This is a genomic window from Microcella sp. (genome assembly GCF_046293215.1).
Taxonomy (GTDB): domain Bacteria; phylum Actinomycetota; class Actinomycetes; order Actinomycetales; family Microbacteriaceae; genus Microcella.
The window spans coordinates 58,314-78,386 of record NZ_JBKBPI010000007.1; the positions used below are offsets into that span (position 1 = coordinate 58,314).

At 69.7% G+C, this 20,073-nt stretch carries 18 protein-coding genes and 1 tRNA gene; 14 read left to right on the top strand and 5 right to left on the bottom strand.

Annotation, left to right across the window (positions count from 1 at the left end; genetic code table 11):
* Nucleotides 1-80: 80 nt before the first annotated feature.
* Nucleotides 81-1,514 (top strand): helix-turn-helix domain-containing protein, encoded by a 1,434-nt coding sequence (locus ACK4SC_RS07785; RefSeq protein WP_409616834.1) that lies wholly within the window; start codon nucleotides 81-83, stop codon nucleotides 1,512-1,514.
* A gap of 15 nt (nucleotides 1,515-1,529) precedes the next feature.
* Here the strand turns inward: ACK4SC_RS07785 and ACK4SC_RS07790 are convergent, their stop codons facing one another.
* A complete protein-coding gene (locus ACK4SC_RS07790; protein WP_409616836.1) occupies nucleotides 1,530-2,717 on the bottom strand; it encodes a RimK family alpha-L-glutamate ligase in 1,188 nt (395 codons plus the stop codon).
* Nucleotides 2,718-2,742: 25 nt separating this feature from the next.
* Here ACK4SC_RS07790 and ACK4SC_RS07795 point away from each other — a divergent pair, with 25 nt between their 5' ends.
* The gene (locus tag ACK4SC_RS07795; RefSeq protein ID WP_409616838.1) at nucleotides 2,743-3,219 is read left to right on the top strand and encodes an ATP-dependent zinc protease; all 477 of its coding nucleotides are present in this window, start codon (nucleotides 2,743-2,745) and stop codon (nucleotides 3,217-3,219) included.
* A gap of 1 nt (nucleotide 3,220) precedes the next feature.
* Here ACK4SC_RS07795 and ACK4SC_RS07800 read toward each other — a convergent pair.
* Together ACK4SC_RS07800 and ACK4SC_RS07805 are read right to left on the bottom strand one after the other, a co-directional pair.
* Nucleotides 3,221-3,296: transfer RNA gene (locus tag ACK4SC_RS07800), tRNA-Arg, on the bottom strand.
* Nucleotides 3,297-3,340: 44 nt separating this feature from the next.
* A complete protein-coding gene (locus ACK4SC_RS07805; protein ID WP_409616840.1) occupies nucleotides 3,341-4,045 on the bottom strand; it encodes a hypothetical protein in 705 nt (234 codons plus the stop codon).
* 64 nt (nucleotides 4,046-4,109) lie between these two features.
* Between ACK4SC_RS07805 and ACK4SC_RS07810 the strand changes: the two genes are divergently transcribed.
* Together ACK4SC_RS07810 and ACK4SC_RS07815 are read left to right on the top strand one after the other, a co-directional pair.
* Nucleotides 4,110-5,774 (top strand): arginine--tRNA ligase, encoded by a 1,665-nt coding sequence (locus ACK4SC_RS07810; protein ID WP_409616938.1) that lies wholly within the window; start codon nucleotides 4,110-4,112, stop codon nucleotides 5,772-5,774.
* A gap of 4 nt (nucleotides 5,775-5,778) precedes the next feature.
* A complete protein-coding gene (locus ACK4SC_RS07815) occupies nucleotides 5,779-6,543 on the top strand; it encodes a DUF2993 domain-containing protein (protein ID WP_409616842.1) in 765 nt (254 codons plus the stop codon).
* Here the strand turns inward: ACK4SC_RS07815 and ACK4SC_RS07820 are convergent.
* Nucleotides 6,540-7,901 carry an MBL fold metallo-hydrolase gene (locus ACK4SC_RS07820; protein WP_409616844.1) on the bottom strand — a complete coding sequence of 454 codons (1,362 nt, stop codon included), beginning with the start codon at nucleotides 7,899-7,901 and terminating at the stop codon, nucleotides 6,540-6,542. The two genes, ACK4SC_RS07815 and ACK4SC_RS07820, sit on opposite strands and share 4 nt — an antisense overlap.
* A 178-nt stretch (nucleotides 7,902-8,079) precedes the next feature.
* Between ACK4SC_RS07820 and lysA the strand changes: the two genes are divergently transcribed.
* From lysA to prmC, 7 genes are all read left to right on the top strand, one after another.
* On the top strand, nucleotides 8,080-9,525 hold the full coding sequence (lysA, locus tag ACK4SC_RS07825; protein ID WP_409616846.1) for a diaminopimelate decarboxylase: 1,446 nt from the start codon (nucleotides 8,080-8,082) through the stop codon (nucleotides 9,523-9,525).
* Complete coding sequence (locus ACK4SC_RS07830) at nucleotides 9,522-10,841, top strand: homoserine dehydrogenase (RefSeq protein ID WP_409616848.1); 1,320 nt, start codon at nucleotides 9,522-9,524, stop codon at nucleotides 10,839-10,841. Before lysA ends, ACK4SC_RS07830 begins: the two co-directional genes overlap by 4 nt.
* Nucleotides 10,842-10,845: 4 nt before the next feature.
* A complete protein-coding gene (gene thrC / locus ACK4SC_RS07835; RefSeq protein WP_409616850.1) occupies nucleotides 10,846-11,928 on the top strand; it encodes a threonine synthase in 1,083 nt (360 codons plus the stop codon).
* Nucleotides 11,925-12,866: a homoserine kinase gene (gene thrB / locus ACK4SC_RS07840; RefSeq protein ID WP_409616851.1), complete on the top strand. Its 942-nt coding sequence runs from the start codon at nucleotides 11,925-11,927 to the stop codon at nucleotides 12,864-12,866. Before thrC ends, thrB begins: the two co-directional genes overlap by 4 nt.
* A 170-nt stretch (nucleotides 12,867-13,036) precedes the next feature.
* Entirely contained in the window at nucleotides 13,037-14,992 is a 1,956-nt protein-coding gene (rho, locus tag ACK4SC_RS07845; RefSeq protein WP_409616853.1) for a transcription termination factor Rho, read from the top strand.
* Between the two features lie 5 nt (nucleotides 14,993-14,997).
* Nucleotides 14,998-16,077 carry a peptide chain release factor 1 gene (prfA, locus tag ACK4SC_RS07850; protein WP_409616940.1) on the top strand — a complete coding sequence of 360 codons (1,080 nt, stop codon included), beginning with the start codon at nucleotides 14,998-15,000 and terminating at the stop codon, nucleotides 16,075-16,077.
* Between the two features lie 44 nt (nucleotides 16,078-16,121).
* Entirely contained in the window at nucleotides 16,122-16,970 is an 849-nt protein-coding gene (prmC, locus tag ACK4SC_RS07855; RefSeq protein WP_409616942.1) for a peptide chain release factor N(5)-glutamine methyltransferase, read from the top strand.
* 4 nt (nucleotides 16,971-16,974) lie between these two features.
* Here prmC and ACK4SC_RS07860 read toward each other — a convergent pair whose 3' ends face one another.
* A complete protein-coding gene (locus tag ACK4SC_RS07860) occupies nucleotides 16,975-17,589 on the bottom strand; it encodes an HAD-IA family hydrolase (RefSeq protein ID WP_409616854.1) in 615 nt (204 codons plus the stop codon).
* A gap of 83 nt (nucleotides 17,590-17,672) precedes the next feature.
* On the opposite strand from ACK4SC_RS07860, the gene ACK4SC_RS07865 reads away from it, so the two are divergent.
* The 3 genes from ACK4SC_RS07865 to ACK4SC_RS07875 are packed head-to-tail and all read left to right on the top strand — an operon-like array spanning nucleotide 17,673 to nucleotide 20,046.
* Nucleotides 17,673-18,350, top strand: coding sequence for an L-threonylcarbamoyladenylate synthase (locus tag ACK4SC_RS07865; protein WP_409616856.1), 678 nt, complete (start codon nucleotides 17,673-17,675; stop codon nucleotides 18,348-18,350).
* Nucleotides 18,347-19,591 carry an MraY family glycosyltransferase gene (locus tag ACK4SC_RS07870; protein ID WP_409616858.1) on the top strand — a complete coding sequence of 415 codons (1,245 nt, stop codon included), beginning with the start codon at nucleotides 18,347-18,349 and terminating at the stop codon, nucleotides 19,589-19,591. Before ACK4SC_RS07865 ends, ACK4SC_RS07870 begins: the two co-directional genes overlap by 4 nt.
* On the top strand, nucleotides 19,588-20,046 hold the full coding sequence (locus tag ACK4SC_RS07875; RefSeq protein ID WP_409616860.1) for a hypothetical protein: 459 nt from the start codon (nucleotides 19,588-19,590) through the stop codon (nucleotides 20,044-20,046). Before ACK4SC_RS07870 ends, ACK4SC_RS07875 begins: the two co-directional genes overlap by 4 nt.
* The last annotated feature ends 27 nt before the right edge of the window (nucleotides 20,047-20,073 follow it).

Genomic DNA, 20,073 nt, shown 5'->3' on the forward strand with positions numbered 1-20,073 from the left:
TCCACTTTCACGGAGGGATGACCACGGTTCGAGCCATATCGCGTGGAAAGAATCCACAATCTTTCGCTAAGGTGAAGCGCATGGGTGATCTTGTGACGCTGGGTCAGCGCATCCGGCACTTCCGGCAGGAGGCCGGCCTCACGCTCGATCAGGTCGGCGAGCAGGTGGGCACCGCGGCCAGTCAGCTCTCGCTCATCGAGAACGGGCGGCGCGAGCCCCGCGTGACCCTGCTCGGCGACATTGCGAAGGCGCTCGGGGTGACAGTTCCCGACCTCCTCGACGAGACGCCGCCGTCGCCGCGCGCGGCGCTCGAGATCGAACTCGATCGCCTGCAGCGCTCGGCGCTCTACGCCCGGCTGGGCCTGCCCGCCGTCCGGCCCGGCAGAACGCTCGGAGACGACGTGCTCGAGGCGCTCGTCGGCCTGCATCGCGAGCTGGTCGACCGCGAGAGGCGCAGCATCGCCACGCCCGAAGAAGCGCGGCGGGCGAACACCGAACTGCGGCACCGCATGCGCGAGAAGAACAACTACCTGCCCGAGCTCGAGGAGCTTGCGGAAGACCTCGTGCGCTCATCCGGCCACGTGAGCGGCGCGATCACGCACCGCGAGGTGGGGCTGATGGCCAAGCGCCTCGGCTTTGAGCTGGTCTACGTCAACGACCTCCCGCGCTCGGCGCGCAGCGTGACCGACCTCGAGAACGGCCGCATTTACCTGCCGCCGGCCTCCATTCCGGGGGGCCACGGGCTGCGGTCGATGGCCCTGCAGGCCATGGCACACCGCATGCTCGGCCACGAGGTGCCCGAGACCTACGCGGACTTCTTGCACCAGCGGCTCGAGATCAACTACTTCGCGGCGGCCTGCCTGATGCCGCTCACGCAGTCGGTCGCCTTCCTGCAGCAGGCGAAAAACGACCGCAACATCGCGGTCGAAGACTTCCGTGACGCGTTCGGTGTCACCCACGAGGCCGCGGCGCTGCGCTTCACGAACCTCGCCACCAGTCACCTCGATTTGCAGTTGCACTTCCTGCGCGTCGGCGACGACGGCGCCGTGTACAAGGCGTACGAGAACGACGGGCTCCGCCTTCCCGTCGACGTGACCGGCTCGACGGAGGGCCAGCCGGTGTGCCGCAAGTGGAGTGCGCGCGTCGCGTTCACCCGCACCAACCGCACCACCGAGTTCTACCAGTACACCGACACCCCCGAGGGCACCTTCTGGGAGTCGACGCAGACCGGCACGGGCACGGGCAGCGAGTTCTCGATCACGGTCGGGGTGCCGTTTGCTCAGGCGAAGTGGTTCCGCGGCCGCGAGACCACCCAGCGTCAGGCGTCGACGTGTCCCGACCCCGCGTGCTGCACGCTGCCCGACAACGAGCTCACCGGCCGCTGGGGCGGAAAGGTGTGGACGAGTGCCCGGCTGCACGCGCACATCCTGTCGCCGCTTCCCAGCGGCACGTTCCCGGGGGTTGACGACCAGGAGGTCTACCGCTTCCTCGAGCAGCACGCGAGCGACGCGTAGGGCGCTGCCGCGCGGTTACGCCTCCAGGCGCGCCTGCTTGGGCAGGCGGCGAACCTTCGCCCGGCGCCGGCGCGTGGGGATCATCGAGCGCATCTCCTCCATCTTGCCGAAGCACAGCAGGCGGTCCTCGGCCTCGAGCACCTGCCCCCGCTTCGGGTTCGGGATCACGCTCGTGCCGCGGTTGATCGTCAAGACGGTGATGTCGCGCTCGAGCAGGCCCGAGTCGCCGAGGCTCTTGCCGACGATGTCGGCGCCCGCGTGCACGTGCAGCTCGGCCACGCCGTAGCCGGTCGACACGCTCAGCCGCTGACGCACGTCGATGTCGGGGAAGGCGACCTCGCCCGAGATGTAGTCGATGATGGCGCCCGCGACATCCAGCTTCGTCGCCGCTTCGATGCCCTGAAGACCGGGGGAGGAGTTGACCTCCATCACGAGAGGGCCCTCGTTGCCCTCGAGCATGTCGACGCCCGCCACCCGAAGGCCCATGATCTGCGCGCTGCGCACGGCGGCGCGCTCGTACTCGGGGCTCAGCTCGACCGCCTCGACGCTGCCGCCGCGGTGCACGTTCGAGCGGAACTCGTCGCCCGCCGCGGTGCGCCGCATGGCCGCGACCACCCGGTCGCCGACGACCAGGGCGCGGATGTCGCGCCCGCGGCTTTCCGAGATGAAGCTCTGAATGAGCACGTTCTGGTTCGTCGAGTGCAACGTCTCGATGATCGCCTCGGCGACCTTCACCTGCGGGGCGAGGATCACCCCGATGCCCTGCGTGCCCTCGAGGAGCTTGATCACGACGGGGGCGCCACCGACGCGCTCGATGGCGGGGCGCACGTCCGCGCGGTTGCGCACAAACGCGGTCGCGGGCATCCCGATGTTGTGGCGCGAGAGAATCTGCGTCGCCCGCAGCTTGTCGCGGGCGTTCATGATGCCGTTGGCCGTGTTCGGCGTGTAGACGTCCATCTGCTCGAACTGCCGCACGACGGCCGTGCCGAAGTAGGTAATCGAGCTGCCGATGCGGGGCAACACCGCGTCGTAGCTTGACAGCGGCTTGCCGCGGAACTGCAGGTCAGGCTCGTCGCTGGACAGGTCGATCGCGAACTTCAGAGTGTTCAGAACCTTCACCTGATGACCGCGATCGAGCGCGGCGGCGCGCAGTCGCTGCGTCGAGTAGGCGTGCGGCGCACGGGAGAGGATGGCGAGTTTCACGATTCCGTCCTGACATGATGGCGAGGTGGCCAGAGCGACCCATTCAAGCATCCCGGCGGGGTGGCGCGAGTGGGTTTCCCTGCCCGACGTGCCCGTGCCGTGGATCAAGGCGAAGCTCGACACCGGCGCCCGCAGCTCGTCGCTGCACGTGTTCGACTGCGAAGAGTTCACGCGAGACGGCGTCGACTGGGTGCGCTTCGATGTGCACCCGTGGCAGGAATCGCGCGACGACGCGGTAACGGTCGAGCTTCCCGTGCACGATCGTCGGCGCGTTCGTTCGTCATCGGGGCACGCCGAAGAGCGCATCGTGGTGCTCATGACCGTCCGGATGCTCGAGCGCACGTTCACCGCGGAGGTCACGCTCACGAACCGCGACGCGATGGGCTTCCGCATGCTGATCGGCCGCCAGGCCCTGCGCCAAGGCTTCGTCGTCGACTCGGCCCGCTCGTACCTCGGCGGCAAAGCACCGAAGCCGGTGCGCCGCGCCAATCGCGGCAAGTAACTGGCGCCCCCGACAGGATTCGAACCTGCGACCCTCAGTACCGGAAACTGATGCTCTATCCCCTGAGCTACGGAGGCGAGAGTCAGCCTAGCGGGTCGCGGGCTCGCCGAGCGCCACGGCGCTACGGCAGGTTGCGCCGGATCGCCTCGAGCAGCGGCGCCACGTCGGCGGGTTCGAGGAACGCGCTCGATTCGGCCGTGATCCAGTAGGGCCCGGTGAAGGCGTCGACGACGCCGAGTCCCGCCTCGGTGCGGTAGTACCCCTCCATGCCGAGGCCGCGCGTCGTCCCGCCGGCGGAGGCCGCGGCCGATTTCACGCGCTGGAGGTTCGCCTGGTCGAAGCGCGCCACGCCGATCGAGTAGGTCTGGGTGCTGGTTTGGTTGAGCCAGCCGCAGGCCGTGCCTGAAAGCTCGATGGCGCGGGCCGGCCCGCTGCCCGCGCGCGCCCGGTATCCGGGGTCGGCGCCGACGTTGGGGTTGTAGTCGTAGACGTCTTGCGGCGTGAGCAGTCGATCGCAGGCGATCGAGAAGCGAATTCCGGTGAGCGCGGCCGGTGTCGCCGTCGCTGAGGGGCGCGGGGTCGCGCCACTCGTGGGGCTGGCGCTCGGCGTCGGCGAGGCGCTCGGGCCGCTGTCTCCCTGATCGGGGGAGGCGCTCGGCGCGGCGCTCCCTCCGGGGGTGGCGCTGGGGCTTGTGCCGGGGCTCGTCGGTGTCGGGATGCTCGCCGACGGTTCCGGCACAGCGCCCGGCCCGCTGGCAGCGCACCCCGCGATGAGCGCGACCGTGAGTGCGACCGCAGCCGCGTGCATCCCCCTGACCCCCGTCATGCCGTCCATTCTGGCGGTGGCGACGGCGCTGGGGGCCGAGGCGCGCCCGATAGGATCGACCACCGTGGAAGCCGCTCAGCTCGCCGAATCCCTGCTCGCCGTCGTCACCTCGGCGATTGAGCGACGCGGAGTGGACGCGGCGGGTGTGACGCTCGACGACATCGCCCTGGAGCGCCCCCGCAATCGCGACCACGGCGACTGGGCAACGAGCGTCGCACTCAAGCTCGCGAAGCGCGTCGGGGTGCCCCCGCGGGAGCTCGCGGCCGACCTGCAGGCCGGTCTTGCCGGCGTCGAGGGTGTCGCGTCGGTCGACATCGCCGGCCCGGGCTTTCTGAACATCCGTCTCGACGCCGCCGCGGCGGGTTCGCTCGTCGTGACGATCCTCGAGCAGGGCGAGCGGTACGGCACCAGCGCGACGCTTGCCGGCCAGTCGATCAACCTCGAGTTCGTGTCGGCCAACCCGACCGGGCCGCTACACATCGGTCACACCCGCTGGGCCGCACTGGGCGACTCGCTCGCCCGAGTGCTGTCGGCCGCGGGCGCGACGGTGACGAGCGAGTTTTACATCAACGACGCCGGAGCCCAGCTCGACGTGTTCGGCGCCTCGGTGCTCGCGGCGGCCCTCGGCGAGCCCGCGCCCGAGAACGCCTACCCCGGGCAGTACATCGCCGACTTCGGCGCCCGCGCCCTGGCGGAGCGCCCCGACCTGGCAACGCTTCCGCGTGACGAGGCGGTCTTGGTCGCACGCGAGCTCGCGTACGCCTGGCAGCTCGGCGAAATTGAATCGTCACTCGCCCAGTTCAACGTGCACTTCGACGTGTGGTTCAGCGAGCGCACCCTTCACGCGGCGGGCCCCGGCGGGGAAGCGAGCCCCATCGATTCGGCCGTCGACCGCCTCCGCGCTCAGGGTCACGTCTTCGACGAGGATGGCGCCGTCTGGGTGCGCACGACCGACTTCGGTGATGACAAAGACCGTGTGATTCGCCGCGCCAACGGTGTGTACACCTATTTCGCCGCCGACGCCGCGTACTACCTGTCGAAGAAGGACCGCGGCTTCGGTCTCACCATCTACCTGCTGGGCGCTGACCATCACGGCTACGTGCACCGTCTGAAGGCGCTCGCGGGAGCCGCGGGCGACAACCCCGACACCGACATCGAGGTGCTCATCGGGCAGCTCGTGTCGATCAACGGCGCGCGCCTGTCGAAGCGGGCCGGCAACATTATCGAGCTTGACGACCTGCGTGCCTGGCTCGGCACCGACGCGCTGCGGTACTCGCTCGCGCGGTATCCCGCAGACTCGCCGCTGACGCTCGACCCCGAGCTGCTGAAAAAGCGCAGCAATGACAACCCGGTGTTCTACGTCCAGTACGCCCACGCCCGAACCCACCAGGTGGCCCGCAATGCCGCCCAGTCCGGGGTCGAGCGGGTCGACTTCGACGCCGCGACGCTCACCGACGAGACCGAGAGCGTGCTGCTCGGGGTGCTCGCCGAGTTTCCGCGCGTGGTCGCGCAGGCGGCCGAGCTGCGTGAGCCGCACCGCGTCGCCCGCTACCTCGAGCAGCTCGCTGCGGCGTATCACAAGTGGTACGACACCTGTCGCGTCGCGCCGCAGGGCGACGAGCCGGTCGATGCCGTGCACCGCGCGCGCCTGCACCTGAGCGACGCTGCCGGCCAGGTGCTGCGTACTGGCCTCGCGCTGATCGGAGTCTCCGCCCCCGAGCGGATGTAGGCGTATGACGCGGCGCTCGCGAGCCCTCATCGTCGGCCTGGTTGCCCTCGTCGTGGTGGGCGTGCTGCTCATCGCCGCCGAACTCGTGGCCCGCTCGATCGTGGCCGACCGGGTCGACGCTGAGCTCCGACACGCGTTCGCTCTCGACGCCGAGCACCCTCTCACCTCCTCGGTCGATGGGCCGCTCGTCGTGCTGCAGCTCGCCCAGGGTCGCCTCGACCGCGTGCGCGCTGAGATTCCCGGGGTTGAGGCGGGCAGCATCCGCGCCGACGTTCGGGTGGTTGCCGAGGGTGTCGCCCTCGACGCGCGGCAGCCGAGCGAGCGCGTCGAGGCGACGGTCCGCATCGCCGAAAGCGACGTGTCCCGCCTGCTCGGTGCGGTGGGGCAAGCCGTCGTACGCGACATCCAGTTGGTCGACAGCGAGGTGGTGCTCGTGACCGGCTTCGACGTCTTCGGCCTCGGATTTGAGCTGGCGGCCGGTGTCGTGCCGTCGATTGAGGGGGGAGTCGTGTCCCTCGAGCCGTCCAGCCTCTCCCTCAACGGTGCCCGCGTCGAGCTCGCCGACCTGCGCGGCCAGTTCGGCGGCGTCATCGACCCCATCGTCGACCCCCTGCTTGCTCCGCGCGACGTGTGCATCGCCGAAGCCCTCCCGGTCGGACTCGACGAGCAGCGCGTCGACGTGCTCGAGCGCGAACTCGTCGTGATCGTCTCGGGCGAGAACGTCGCGCTCGGCGGCGACGACCTCGGTGAGCGAGGCACCTGCCCCTAGAGGGTGATGCCTCCGGCCTGCTCGGCCACGCTCGCGGTAATGCCGAGTTCTCGGCGAATCCGCCCGCGCAGAATGTCGGCGGCGTCCGGTTCGGCGTGCACAACGTGCGCCTGGCCGATGCTGGCCCCGCGCATCCAATCGAGGAGGCCATCGGCGTCGGCGTGGGCCGACATGCTCGACAGCGTGATGACCTGCGCGCGGATGGGGTGCTCGCGACCAAACATGCGCAGGGTGCGCTCGCCGCGTTGCAGCGCCGCCCCGCGCGTGCCACCCGCCTGATACCCGGCGAGGATGATCGCATTGCGTGGATCATCGCCGTACGCCGCGAGATGGTGCAGCACCCGCCCACCGGTGAGCATGCCGCTCGCCGCGACGATGATCATGGGCCCGCCGCGCAGGTTCAGAAGCTTCGAATCATCGACGTCGCGAACCAGGCGTACGTCGCGGTACATGCCCGCCAACTCGGTGCCGTCAATCCGGTGCTCATCCGGGCGGTTTCGGTACAGGATGCTCGCATCGACCGCCATCGGCGAGTTCAGGAACACCGGAACGGCGGGGATCCGCCCGTCGCGCGTCAGGCGATACAGGTGCAGCAGAATCGCCTGGGCGCGCCCGACCGCGAACGCGGGGATGACGACGACGCCTCCGCGCTCGACGATCGGGGAGACCGCCTCCGCCAGCTCCCGGGCGGGGTCCGTGTCGGGGTGCGCGCGGTTGCCGTAGGTGCCCTCCACGAGCAGGTGATCGATCGGACCGAGTTCCGCCAGCGGCGTGGGCGAGCGCATGAGCGCATCGTCAGTGCGACCGATGTCGCCCGACACGTGCAGGGTGCGCCCGTCAACGGCGATCGACAGTTGTGCGGCTCCGAGGATGTGCCCCGCCGGCACGAAGCGCGTGAGGGTGCCCGGCACGACCTCGAGCTCTGAGCCCAGCGGATGCGCGACCAGCCTCGTCAGCGCGCGCTCAGCATCCGCCGCGGTGTAGAGCGGCGCCGGTCGCGCGTGTCGCGAGTACCCCTTTGCCGCGGCGAAGCGCGCCTCCTCCTCCTGGAGGTGAGCAGAGTCGGGGAGTAACAGTCCAAGCAGCTCAGCCGTGCCCTCTGTGACGTGCACGGGCCCCCGAAAGCCGTCGCGAACGAGCGCCGGGAGGTATCCGCTGTGGTCGAGGTGCGCGTGCGTGAGAATGACGGCATCAATCGATTCTGGTGCGACGGGGAAGGCGAGCCGGTTGCGCTCGCGCAACACCTTGTAGCCCTGAAACAGTCCGCAGTCGATCAGCACCCGCCCGCCGTCGGCGTCGAGCACGAAACGCGACCCGGTGACCGTCCCGGCGGCCCCCCAGAATGTCAGCGTCGCCATCCGTGGCCTCCTTGCGTCGGCGGTTCCGGCGGTGGTGTCTCCTCCAGTGTGCTCCGGGGCAGCGGCCGTGGCCAGGGACCTATGGCCCGACCTGGCATACGAGGCTCGGTAGACTCAACGCGGGCCCGGCGATCCCGGTGAGCCCTCACACGCTCCGCATCGACCCCTGAGGTTCTCTGTGTCCGCCCACCCGCTCGCCCCTGACTGGCTGGAGCGCCCCGTCGACGGCAATGCACTCGCGCCGCAGCTGTGGCCCGCGAGTGCGCGCCGCGGCGGCGAGCGCGGCGAGCTCGAGATCGGGGGCGTTCGGGCCAGCCGGTTGGCCGCCGACTACGGCACCCCCCTCTACGTGGTCGACGAGGCGGATGCGCGTGCTCGCGCCCGACGCATCCGCACCGCTCTCGAGGCGGCCACCGCCCGCGTCGGTGCCACGGGCCTCGTCTACTACGCCGGCAAAGCGTTCCTGTCGACCGCGGTTGCGCAGTGGATGGCGGCGGAGGGCCTCAATATCGACACCGCGAGCGGCGGCGAGCTTGCCGTGGCGCTCGCGGCGGGCGTTGACCCGGCACGCATCGGACTGCACGGCAACAACAAGTCTGACCGTGAACTCGACCAGGCGGTGCGCGCCGGCGTCGGAGCGATTGTGCTCGACGCGCTCGAGGAGATTGACCGCGTGGCCGAGGCGGCGAGGAGGCACGGCCGCGTGCAAGCCGTGCGCCTGCGCATCAACTCTGGGGTGCACGCCCATACCCACGAGTACCTCGCCACGGCGCGGGAAGACCAGAAGTTCGGGGTGCCCCTGGCGCAGGCCGAGGCGGCCGTGGCCCGCATCCGCGAGCACGTCGGCGTGCTCGATTTTCTGGGCCTGCACTCCCACATCGGCTCGCAGATTCTCGTCGCCGACGGGTTCCTCGAGGCGGCGCGGCGCTTGCTTGCCGTGCACGCGCGGCTTCTCGCGGGCGGCGCGGTTCCGCAACTCAACCTGGGTGGAGGCTTCGGCATCGCCTACACGGCGGCCGATGAGCCCGCTGACATCGAGGTCCTGCTGGGTCAGCTGGTCGATACGATCGCCGAGGTCTGCGCCGAGCTGCGCATTCCGGTGCCGGCGATCGCGATCGAGCCGGGTCGCAGCATCATTGGCCCTGCCGGAGTCACGCTCTACGAGGTCGGCACGATCAAGGACGTCGAGGTGCAGACCGACACCGGCGAGCTGGCCGTGCGCCGCTACGTCAGCGTTGACGGCGGCATGAGCGACAACGCGCGACCCGCGCTCTACGGCGCCGACTACGCGGTTCGGCTCGCCTCGCGCAGCTCCGACGCTTCCCCCGTGCTCGTGCGAATCGCCGGAAAACACTGCGAGAGCGGCGACATCGTCGTGAACGCCGACTACCTTCCCGGTGACGTGCACCGCGGCGACCTGGTCGCCGTTCCCGCCACCGGTGCGTACTGCTTTTCGCTGTCCAGCAGTTACAACTACTTGACCCGGCCGGCCGTCGTTGCCGTCGCCCGAGGCGAGGCGCGCCTCATCGTGCGGGCCGAATCCGTTGCCGACCTCTTGCGCCGTGATGTCGGCGCCACCGAAGCCACCGAAGTTCTTCGACCGGAAGGATCCCGATACTCGTGATCTCGTACCGCAACCTTCGCGTCGCCGTTCTCGGAGCCGGCAGTGTCGGCTCCCAGGTCGCCGACCAGCTGCTCACTCACGGCCCCGAACTGTCCTCCCGCATCGGTGCGGGCCTCGAGCTCGTCGGCGTCGCGGTACGCGACCTGGACGCGCCGCGCGACACCGCTATTCCTCGCGAGCTCCTCACCACCGACGCGGAGTCACTCGTCGTCGGTGCTGACGTCGTCATCGAGCTCATGGGTGGCCTCGAGCCGGCCCGCACCCTCATCCTCAAGGCGCTGAACGCCGGCGCGGACGTCATCACGGCGAACAAGGCGCTGCTCGCGACCCACGGCCCCGAGCTGTTCGACGCCGCCGCGCAGGTGGGCGCGCAGCTGTACTACGAGGCGGCCGTCGGCGGCGCCATTCCGATCATTCGCCCGCTGCGCGATTCGCTGGCTGGCGACCGTGTCACGCGCATCCTCGGAATCGTCAACGGCACGACGAACTTCATCCTCGACCGCATGGACACGGTCGGCGAAAGCCTGGAGGAGGCGCTCGCCACCGCCACGGACCTCGGTTACGCCGAGGCTGACCCGACCGCCGACATCGAGGGCTATGACGCGGCGCAGAAGGCGGCGATCCTCGCGAGCCTCGCCTTTCACACGCGTGTGCCGCTCGAGGCCGTCCACCGCGAAGGGATCACCGGCGTCAGCCACGAGCAGGTCGTCGCTGCGCGCAAGGCCGGCTACGTCGTGAAGCTGCTGGCGATCTGCGACCGCGTCGAGGGCGAGCACGGGGGAGTGTCTGCCCGCGTGCACCCCGCCCTCGTTCCCGTCGACCACCCGCTTGCCGCGGTGCACGGAGCGAACAATGCCGTCTTCGTCGAGGCCGAAGCCGCCGGGCCGCTGATGTTCTACGGGGCAGGAGCGGGCGGTATTCAGACCGCCTCTGCCGTGCTCGGCGACGTCGTCTCCGCCGCCCGCCGTCATGTTGTCGGAGGCCCGGGCGTGGCCGAATCCCAGCACGCGAACCTGCCCGTGCTGCCGATCAGTGCCGTCACGACGCGGTACCAGATCACCCTCGAGGTGGCCGACCGCGCCGGTGTGCTCGCCGCGATCGCGGGCATCTTCCAGAACCACGGCGTGTCTGTCGAAACCCTCGAGCAGACCGTCATCCCTGCCGGCTCCGGGCACGCGGGCGACCAGCCCGCCGCTACCCTGGTGATCGGCACCCACGAGGCGTCCGAGGCCGACCTGGCCGCGACCGTGGCGTCACTGACCGGCAACGACGTCGTCCACTCTGTGACGAGCGTGCTGCGAGTAGAAGGACTGTAATTTAGTGGCCCACCAGTGGAAGGGCGTGCTGCACGAGTACGCCGACCGACTTGACGTATCCGACGCGACGCCCGTCATCACGCTCGGTGAGGGCGGCACGCCGCTCATCCCCGCCCGATACCTCTCGGAGCGCACCGGCGCGCGCGTGTATGTGAAGTACGAGGGAATGAACCCGACCGGGTCGTTCAAAGACCGCGGGATGACGATGGCGATCTCGAAGGCCGTCGAGCACGGCGCGAAGGCCGTGATTTGCGCCTCGACGGGCAACACCTCCGCGTCGGCGGCCGCCTACGCGACGCACGCCGGAATCGCCGCCGCCGTGCTGGTGCCCGAGGGCAAGATCGCCATGGGCAAGCTCAGCCAGGCTGTCGCCCACAAGGCGCAGATCATCCAGATCGAGGGCAACTTCGACGACTGCCTCGACATCGCGCGCGACCTGGCGAAGAACTACCCGGTGCACCTCGTCAACTCGGTCAACCCCGACCGCATCGAGGGGCAGAAGACCGCAGCGTTCGAGGTTGTCGAGGTGCTCGGCGACGCCCCCGACATCCACATTCTTCCCGTCGGCAACGCCGGTAACTACACGGCGTATCACCGCGGCTACAGCGAAGAGTTGGCGCGCGGCGTCACGACGAAGCTTCCGCGGATGTTCGGTTTCCAGGCCGCGGGCAGCGCCCCCATCGTGCTCGGTGAGCCGGTAAAGAAGCCCGAGACGATCGCGAGCGCGATCCGCATCGGCAACCCCGCCTCGTGGGAACTCGCTCTGACGGCGCGTGACAACAGCGACGGCTACTTCGGCGCTATCGACGACGCGGGCATCCTGGCCGCGCACCGCATGCTGAGCCAAGAGGTCGGAATCTTCGTCGAGCCGGCCAGTGCGATCTCCGTCGCGGGTCTGCTCGAGCGCGCCGAGGCCGGCCAGATTCCCGCGGGTGCCACCGTCGTGCTCACGGTTACCGGGCACGGCCTGAAAGACCCGCAGTGGGCCCTTCGCGGCCCTGACGGTGTCGACGTGCAGCCGACCGTCGTGCCTGTCGACACGGTGGAGGTCGCCTCGGTGCTGGGTCTCGAGAAAGCACCGGCATGACGATCGACCCGCGGCTGGTCGGCCGGCGGGTCAGCGTCCGTGTGCCCGCAACGACGGCGAACCTCGGCCCCGGTTTCGACACGCTCGGGCTTGCGCTGAGTGTCTACGACGAGCTCGAGGTCACGGCCGTCGCCGAGCCGGGCGCCCACGTCGAGGTGCACGGCGTCGGTGAGGGCACCGTGGAGACCGACGAGACCAACCTCGTCGTGCGCTCCATCGCGCACGTTTTTGACCGAGCAGGCGTCGCCCTTCCCGGGCTGCGGCTCGTTGCGCACAACGCCATTCCGCACGGTCGCGGTATGGGATCGTCTGGCGCTGCCATCGTCGGCGGCGTCATGGCGGCCAAGGGGCTGCTCGAGGGGATCGTCGACTTCGATGAGGACGACCTGCTGGCTCGCGCGACCGAACTGGAGGGGCACCCCGACAACGTCGCCCCCGCGCTGTTCGGCGGTCTCACCATCGCGTGGATGGGTGAGCGTGGTCCGCAGCACAAGCGACTGACAGTGCACCGCGGCGTGTCGCCCCTCGTGTGCGTGCCCGAGGCATCGACCATGTCGACCGCGATGGCGCGAACCCTGCAGCCCGAGCAGGTGCCGCACTCCGACGCCATCTTCAACGTGTCGCGTTCCGCACTCTTGATCGCGGCGCTCATTCAGAGCCCCGAGTTGCTCCACACGGCGACCGAAGACCGCCTGCACCAGTCGTACCGCGCCGCGGCCATGCCCGAGACGAACGCGCTCATCCAGGTGCTGCGGCGCGCCGGTTTCGCCGCGGTTGTCTCCGGTGCCGGACCGTCGATCCTGGTGTTGTGCGCTGACCCCGGAGAGCGACTGCGTGCCGCCGAGCTCGTCGAGAAACACCGCGCCACGCCCTGGCAGCTGCACATGCTCGCCGTCGATGTGCTCGGTGCTACAGTGGTGACGCACCCCGCGCAGTAGGTGGCGACGCCACGTCTGGTGCGCATCTTCCGAGCACTCGCTCACCCGTAATCTCCCGCATGCACCCAGCGTGACGCGACGGACACCGTCGACATCGCTGGCTGGCTGGGAGGCGGACCCGTGCATCCCGGGCCATTTCTCGTGCCCGAGTCGAAAGGACCGACACCCCCGTGACCGAATCAACCACCGATCTGTCCGGCCTCAAACTGCCCCAGCTGCAGGAGCTTGCCTCCTCGCTGGGCGTTGCCGGCATCTCCAAGCTCCGCAAGGGCGAACTCGTCGCCGCCATCGAGGCGGCCCGCGCCGGTGCCGGCGCTCCGGCGAGCGAGGCCCCCGCCTCGGAGGCGCCGAGCGCCGACAGCCCCGCCGCCGAGGCGGCCCCGGCGAACGCTGACCCCGCGCCCGATGCGGCGCCCGCCGCCGGTCGTCGCGGCTCGCGACGCGCCACCACCGGGCCGGTGACGGCCTCCGGAGACGCACGTCGCTCGGCTGCCGATCACGTCGCGGGCGGCGACGCGGGCGTCACGGTGGCGCCTGAGTCCGCCGGCACCGAGGCGGACGACTCCGCGGCGCGCTCGAGCGACCAGGGCGACCAGAACGCGCAGAACGACCAGGGTGATCAGGCGTCGGCCGGTGACCAGGCCTCGGAGCAGAAGGCCGAGAATGCCCCGACCGAGCAGCCGCAGAACGAGCGCGCCGGTCGCGGTCGCAACCGTGGCCGCGGTCGCGGGCGCGGCGGAGACAAGAACGACCAGGCCCAGGGTGGTCAGAACGGCCAGGGCGGCGACGCGAAGAAGGATGACCAGCCCGCGCAGGGCGGTCAGCAGGGTGGCCGTGGCCAGAACGCCGGCAACAACGGCCCGCGCGACGATGACCGTGACGACGAGTCGGGGCGGGGCCGCGGGCGCTCCCGCGACCGCAAGCGCGGGCGCGGCCAGAGCGACGACGTGGACCCGGAAATCAGCGACGACGACGTCCTGATTCCCATTGCGGGCATCCTCGATGTGCTCGACAACTACGCCTTCGTGCGCACGACCGGGTACCTTCCCGGCCCGAGCGACGTCTACGTGTCGCTCGGTCAGGTGAAGAAGTACCAGCTGCGCAAGGGCGACGCGGTCGTCGGTGCCATCCGCCAGCCGCGCGAGGGCGAGAACCAGGGGCGCCAGAAGTACAACGCCCTGGTGCGCGTCGACTCGATCAACGGCCAGAGCATCGACGAGGCGCGCTCGCGCGTCGAGTTCAGCGCGCTGACCCCGCTGTACCCGCAGGAGCGGCTGCGTCTCGAAACCTCGCCGACGAAGCTCGCGACCCGAATCATCGACCTCGTTGCGCCGATCGGTAAGGGCCAGCGCGGACTGATCGTGTCGCCGCCGAAGGCGGGCAAGACGCTCGCCCTGCAGGCCATCGCCGGCGCGATCGCCGAGAACAACCCCGAGGTTCACCTCATGGTCGTGCTCGTGGACGAGCGCCCCGAAGAGGTGACCGACATGCAGCGCTCGGTCAAGGGCGAGGTCATCGCGTCGACCTTCGACCGTCCCGCCGAAGACCACACGACCGTCGCCGAGCTGGCGATCGAGCGCGCCAAGCGCCTCGTCGAGCTCGGCCACGACGTCGTCGTGCTGCTCGACTCGATCACCCGCCTCGGCCGCGCGTACAACGTGACGGCCCCCACCAGCGGGCGCGTGCTCTCCGGTGGCGTCGACTCGGCGGCCCTGTACCCGCCGAAGAAGTTCTTCGGCGCCGCTCGCAACATCGAAGACGGCGGCTCACTGACGATCCTCGCGACGGCACTCGTGGAGACCGGGTCGAAGATGGACGAGGTGATCTTCGAGGAGTTCAAGGGCACCGGCAACATGGAGCTGCGCCTGTCGCGCCAGCTGGCCGACAAGCGCATCTTCCCGGCTGTCGACATCTCGGCCTCGGGTACCCGGCGCGAGGAGATGCTGCTCGGCAACGAGGAGGTCGCGGTCACGTGGCGCCTTCGCCGCGCGCTCGCGGGCCACGACCCTCAGCAGTCGCTCGAGATCGTGCTCGGCAAGCTCAAGGAGACGCAGTCGAACGTGGAGTTCCTCGTGCAGATCCAGAAGGCGCTGCCCCAGAACGGCGCGGCCCACAAGGGCGAGTGACCCGCGTGTTCGACAGTGTCGAGGCGCTGATCGCCGAGCACGCCGAGCTGCAAGAGCAGCTGGCCGACCCAGCGGTGCACGCCGACCCCGCGCGATCGAAGAAGCTGAATCGTCGCTACGCCGAGCTGAACCAGATCGTGCACGCGCACGACGTGTGGCAGCAGGCCGGCGACGACCTGGCCGCCGCGCGCGAACTGGCGAAAGACGATGAGGCGTTCGCCGACGAGGTTCCCGCGCTCGAGGAGGCCCTCGCCGAGGCCCAGGAGAAGCTGCGACGCCTGCTGATTCCGCGCGATCCCGACGACGGCCGCGACGTGATCATGGAGATCAAGGGCGGCGAGGGCGGCGAAGAGTCGGCGCTGTTCGCCGCCGACCTGCTGCGCATGTACTCGTACTACGCCGAGTCGCGCGGCTGGAAGGTCGAACTCCTCGACTCGACGACCAGTGACCTCGGCGGCTACAAGAACGTCCAGGTCGCCATCAAGTCGACCTCATCCGACCCCGCCGACGGCGTATGGGCGAGCCTCAAGTACGAGGGGGGCGTGCACCGCGTGCAGCGCGTTCCGGCGACCGAGTCGCAGGGCCGCATCCACACCTCGACGACCGGCGTTCTCGTGTTTCCCGAGGTCGACGAGCCCGAAGAGGTCGACATCAACCAGAACGACCTGAAGATCGACGTCTACCGGTCGTCCGGCCCCGGCGGGCAGAGCGTCAACACGACCGACTCCGCGGTGCGCATCACGCACCTGCCGACCGGAATCGTCGTGGCGATGCAGAACGAGAAGAGCCAGCTGCAGAACCGCGAGGCGGCGATGCGCGTCCTCCGCGCCCGCATCCTCGCCAAGCAGCAGGAAGAGATCGCGGCGGCGCAATCGGATGCTCGCAAGAGCCAGATCCGTGGAATGGACCGCTCGGAGCGGATCCGCACGTACAACTTCCCCGAGAACCGCATCGCCGACCACCGCACGGGCTACAAGGCGTACAACCTCGACGCCGTGATGAACGGAGCGCTCGGCCCGGTGGTCGAGTCGTGCATCCAGGCGGATGAGGAGGCGCGGCTGGCCGCTCTCGGCGACGAGGCGTGACCGGCCACGCGCGCGCATCGGGCCCCGTGAATCCGGCCGCGACGATGGATGCGCTCCTCGCGTGGGCGAGCGACGAACTCGCGGCAGCGGGGGTTCCGTCGCCGCGCAGCGACGCGGCCCTGCTCGTTGGTCACGTTCTCGATCTCGGTCGCGGCGAGGTCGAGGCGAAGGCGCTGATCGCGACCGCCGTCCCCGGCGAGCGCGTGGCCGAGGTCGTCGCGGCGGTTGAGCGTCGCGCGCGGCGCGAACCACTGCAACACATCCTGGGCACGGCCGCCTTTCGCGGTCTGAGCCTGGAGGTGGGTCCCGGCGTGTTCGTGCCGCGCCCCGAGACAGAGATCGTCGCCCAGTACGCGATCGACGCGCTGCGGGCGCGGCCCGTCGCCGAGCCGCGCGCCGTCGACCTGGGCAGCGGAAGCGGTGCCCTGGCTATCGCGCTGGCAACCGAGGTGCCCACGGCACGGGTCTGGGCCGTGGAGAAGACCCCCGAGACGGTGCCGTGGACCCGCCGCAATGTCGATCGCTACGGCGACGGGCGCGTGCGCGTCGTCGTCGCTGACCTGGCCGACGCGCTCACCGAGCTGGAGGGGACGGTCGACGTTGTCGTCTCCAACCCGCCCTATGTTCCCGAGCGGGCGCTGCCGCGCGATCCCGAGGTGCGGCTGTACGACCCGCCGGAGGCGCTGTACTCGGGCGTTGACGGCCTCGACGCTATGCGGGCCGTCGCCGCGACAGCCCACCGCCTGCTCCTGCCGGGCGGCACCCTGGTCGTCGAGCACGGCGAGGAGCAGGGGGCGGCGGTTCGCCGGATCCTCACGGACGCCGGACTTCGCGCCGCCGCGACGCATCCCGATCTGCTCGGTCGCGACCGCGCAACCACGGCCGCGCGCTGACGATTCAGGCGGCGATGCGCTCGGCGAACGTGTCGATCGCGCGCCGCAGGCCCGCCGCGTGCGCGTAGACGTGCCCGGTGATGCCGAGGGACTCCGCTCCGGCCACGTTCTCGGGGCGGTCATCCGTGAAGAACGTGGACGACGCCTCCGCGCCGTAGTGCTCCATCGCGCGGGCGTAGACGGCGGGGTCGGGCTTGCGCGCCCCGAACCGAGCACTGGCGTGGAGGTGATCGCGCCCCATGACCTCGGCCAGCTCCGGCGCCACCTCGTGCAGGTGCTCGTGGATCAGGATCGAGTTGTTCGTGAGCAGGGCGACGCGACCGAATTCGGCGGCGCGACGCACTGCCTCGAGCGCGTCGGGGCGCACGACCGTCGCCTCCGCCCGAATGCGCACCCATTCCTCGCGGGGAATATCGGCACCGATCGCGGCCGACACGACCGCGAGGTACTCATCGGCATCGGCGGGCTCTCCCGCCTCCGCGGCGAACTCCAGCCCATTCAGCCACCAGCGACGCCGCAGCTCGGTCAGGTCGTGACCCGTACGCGCGGTCAGCGCCGCCATGCGCGTGCGCCAGTCGTAGTCGCACAACACATCGTCCATGTCGAACAGGAACAACACGCGGATGTCGCATCCTTTCAGCGGGGGTGAGCGCGCCTCACTCAGGCGGGAGTACCAGTCTGCCCGACTACGATGGGAACACCATGGTGAGCGTGTTTGACTGCAGCGTCGAGGCCGAGCTCCTCGCCGGATTGCGGGCTGCGCGCGGCGCCATTGGCCGCGGCGAACTCGTGGTCATGCCGACCGACACGGTCTACGGCTTGGCGGCCGACGCCTTCCGGCCCGAGGCGGTGCAGAGGCTACTCGAGGCGAAGGAGCGCGACCGTGAGGCGCCGCCTCCGGTTCTCATTCCGGGCATCCCGACGCTGGCCGCTCTGTCCGAGGTCGTGCCCGACGAGATCACGGCGCTCGTGCGCGAGTTCTGGCCGGGCGCCCTGACGGTCGTCGTTGAGGCGCGCGAATCCCTCACGTGGGATCTCGGCGAAACCCGCGGAACCGTGGCTCTGCGCATGCCAGACGACACGATCGCCCTCAACCTGTTGGCCGACACTGGGCCGCTCGCCGTGTCGAGCGCCAATCTGAGCGGCCGACCGGCTGCCCTCACCTGTCACGACGCGCTCGACATGCTCGGCGACCGCGTCGCCGTGTACCTCGACGCCGGCCCGCGGGGCACCGCCCCGGTGAACGGCCGCGACAACGGCTCCACCATCGTCGACGCCACGAGCCTCGGCCTCCCCGAGGGCCGTCTGCGCATTCTGCGACACGGCGTCATTCCCGACGCCGAGATCGCGCGCATCGTCGGCGCGGAGCGCATCGCGTGAGATTCCTGCTGCTCATTGCTCTCATCGCCGCGGCCGTGAGCTTCGTCGGCGCCTGGGCGATCGTGCGCATCAGTCACCGTTTCAAGCTGTATCCGGGCATTCGAGAGCGTGACGTCCACACGCGCCCCACCCCGCGACTCGGGGGCATTGCGATCGTCATCGGCGTCCTGGCCGCCCTCGCCGCGGCATCGCAGATCAGCTGGTTCCGCCCCGTCTTTGCCGATCCGTGGCCCGTGCTCGCCATTGCCGCGGCGGCGCTGATCATGCTTGCGATCGGCGTGGTCGACGACATCCTCGACCTCGACTGGGTGACCAAGTTGGCCGGTCAATTGCTCGTCGGCGGCTTCCTCGCCTGGGCTGGCGTTCAGATCGTGTCCCTCCCGGTCGGCCCGGGGGAGGGCATCACCGTGCTGTCGCCCACCCTGTCGCTGATCATTACGATTCTTGCTGTCGTGCTCGTGATGAATGCCGTGAACTTCATCGACGGCCTCGACGGTCTGGTCGCGGGAGTCACGCTCATTGCCGGCGGGGTCTTCTTCGCCTACAGCTACATCCTGTCCAACCAGACCGGCCAGCTGGTCTTCACCCTGTCCACCATGGTCATGGCGGTGTTGCTCGGCGCGACCCTCGGTTTCCTGCCGTTCAACTGGCACCCGGCGAAAATCTTCATGGGTGACGGGGGAGCGCTCGTCATCGGGATGCTCATGGCCGTGTCCACGGTCACGGTCACCGGCCAAATCGACCCCGCATCAATCGGCGCTGAGCAGCTTCTTCCCGCGTTCATCCCGCTGCTGCTGCCGTTCGCGGTGCTGATTGTGCCGCTGCTCGATTTCGGACTCGCCGTTCTGCGACGTCTGCGCGCCGGCAAGAGCCCGTTCAGCGCCGACCGACTGCACCTGCACCACCGGCTGCTCGATATGGGTCACAGCCACTTCCACGCCGTGCTGATCTTCTACGCCTGGACCGCGGTGGTGGCCGTCGGCACGCTCGCCTTCATGTTCGTCGACTGGCAGATCGCGCTCGCCGGCGTCAGTGCGGGCCTCGTCGTCTGCGCTGTCGTCACCCTTGCGCCGCTGAGCCGCCGCAAGCGCGTCGAGTCGGCCGCTCAGCGCGAACCGCACCCCGACGCCGCCCTGGCGCAGTACGACCCACTCGATGCGGCCGCCCCGCCCATCGACCGTGAACCCGACCCCCGCAACGCCCCCGTCGCCGACACCCCCGAGGAGAACCGCCGGCCATGAACGTCGAAAAGACCCTGAAACTGTCGCTGATCTACGGTGCCGCGATCAGCATCCTGATTGCCATCGTCGGAAGCGTCGTCGGCGCGCTCGTCGCCGACCTGGCGGGCCTGCTGTCGGCGCTCATCGGCGCGGCGGTGGGCTTCCTCTTCGTCGGGATCACGGCGCTCAGCGTGCTGATCGCCGTGCGTACGACGAAGGACGACCCGTCCAGCCCGCTGTTCTTCGTGATCATCATGGGCGCGTGGCTTGTGAAGCTGGTCGGTTTCATCGCGTTCGTGGCCGTATTCCGCGGCGTGGATGCGTTGGACCCGATGGTTCTGTTCGTGGCCCTCGTCGCCGCAGCCGTCGGCAGCGTCGGGGCCGACGTAGTCGCCGTATTGCGCTCTCGTATTCCGTACGCGGACCCCCCGCTTCCCGGCGACTCCGCCGATTCGTCTGACCGGGGTTCGAGTTGATAGGGTTGACCCCGGTCACCCACGCCG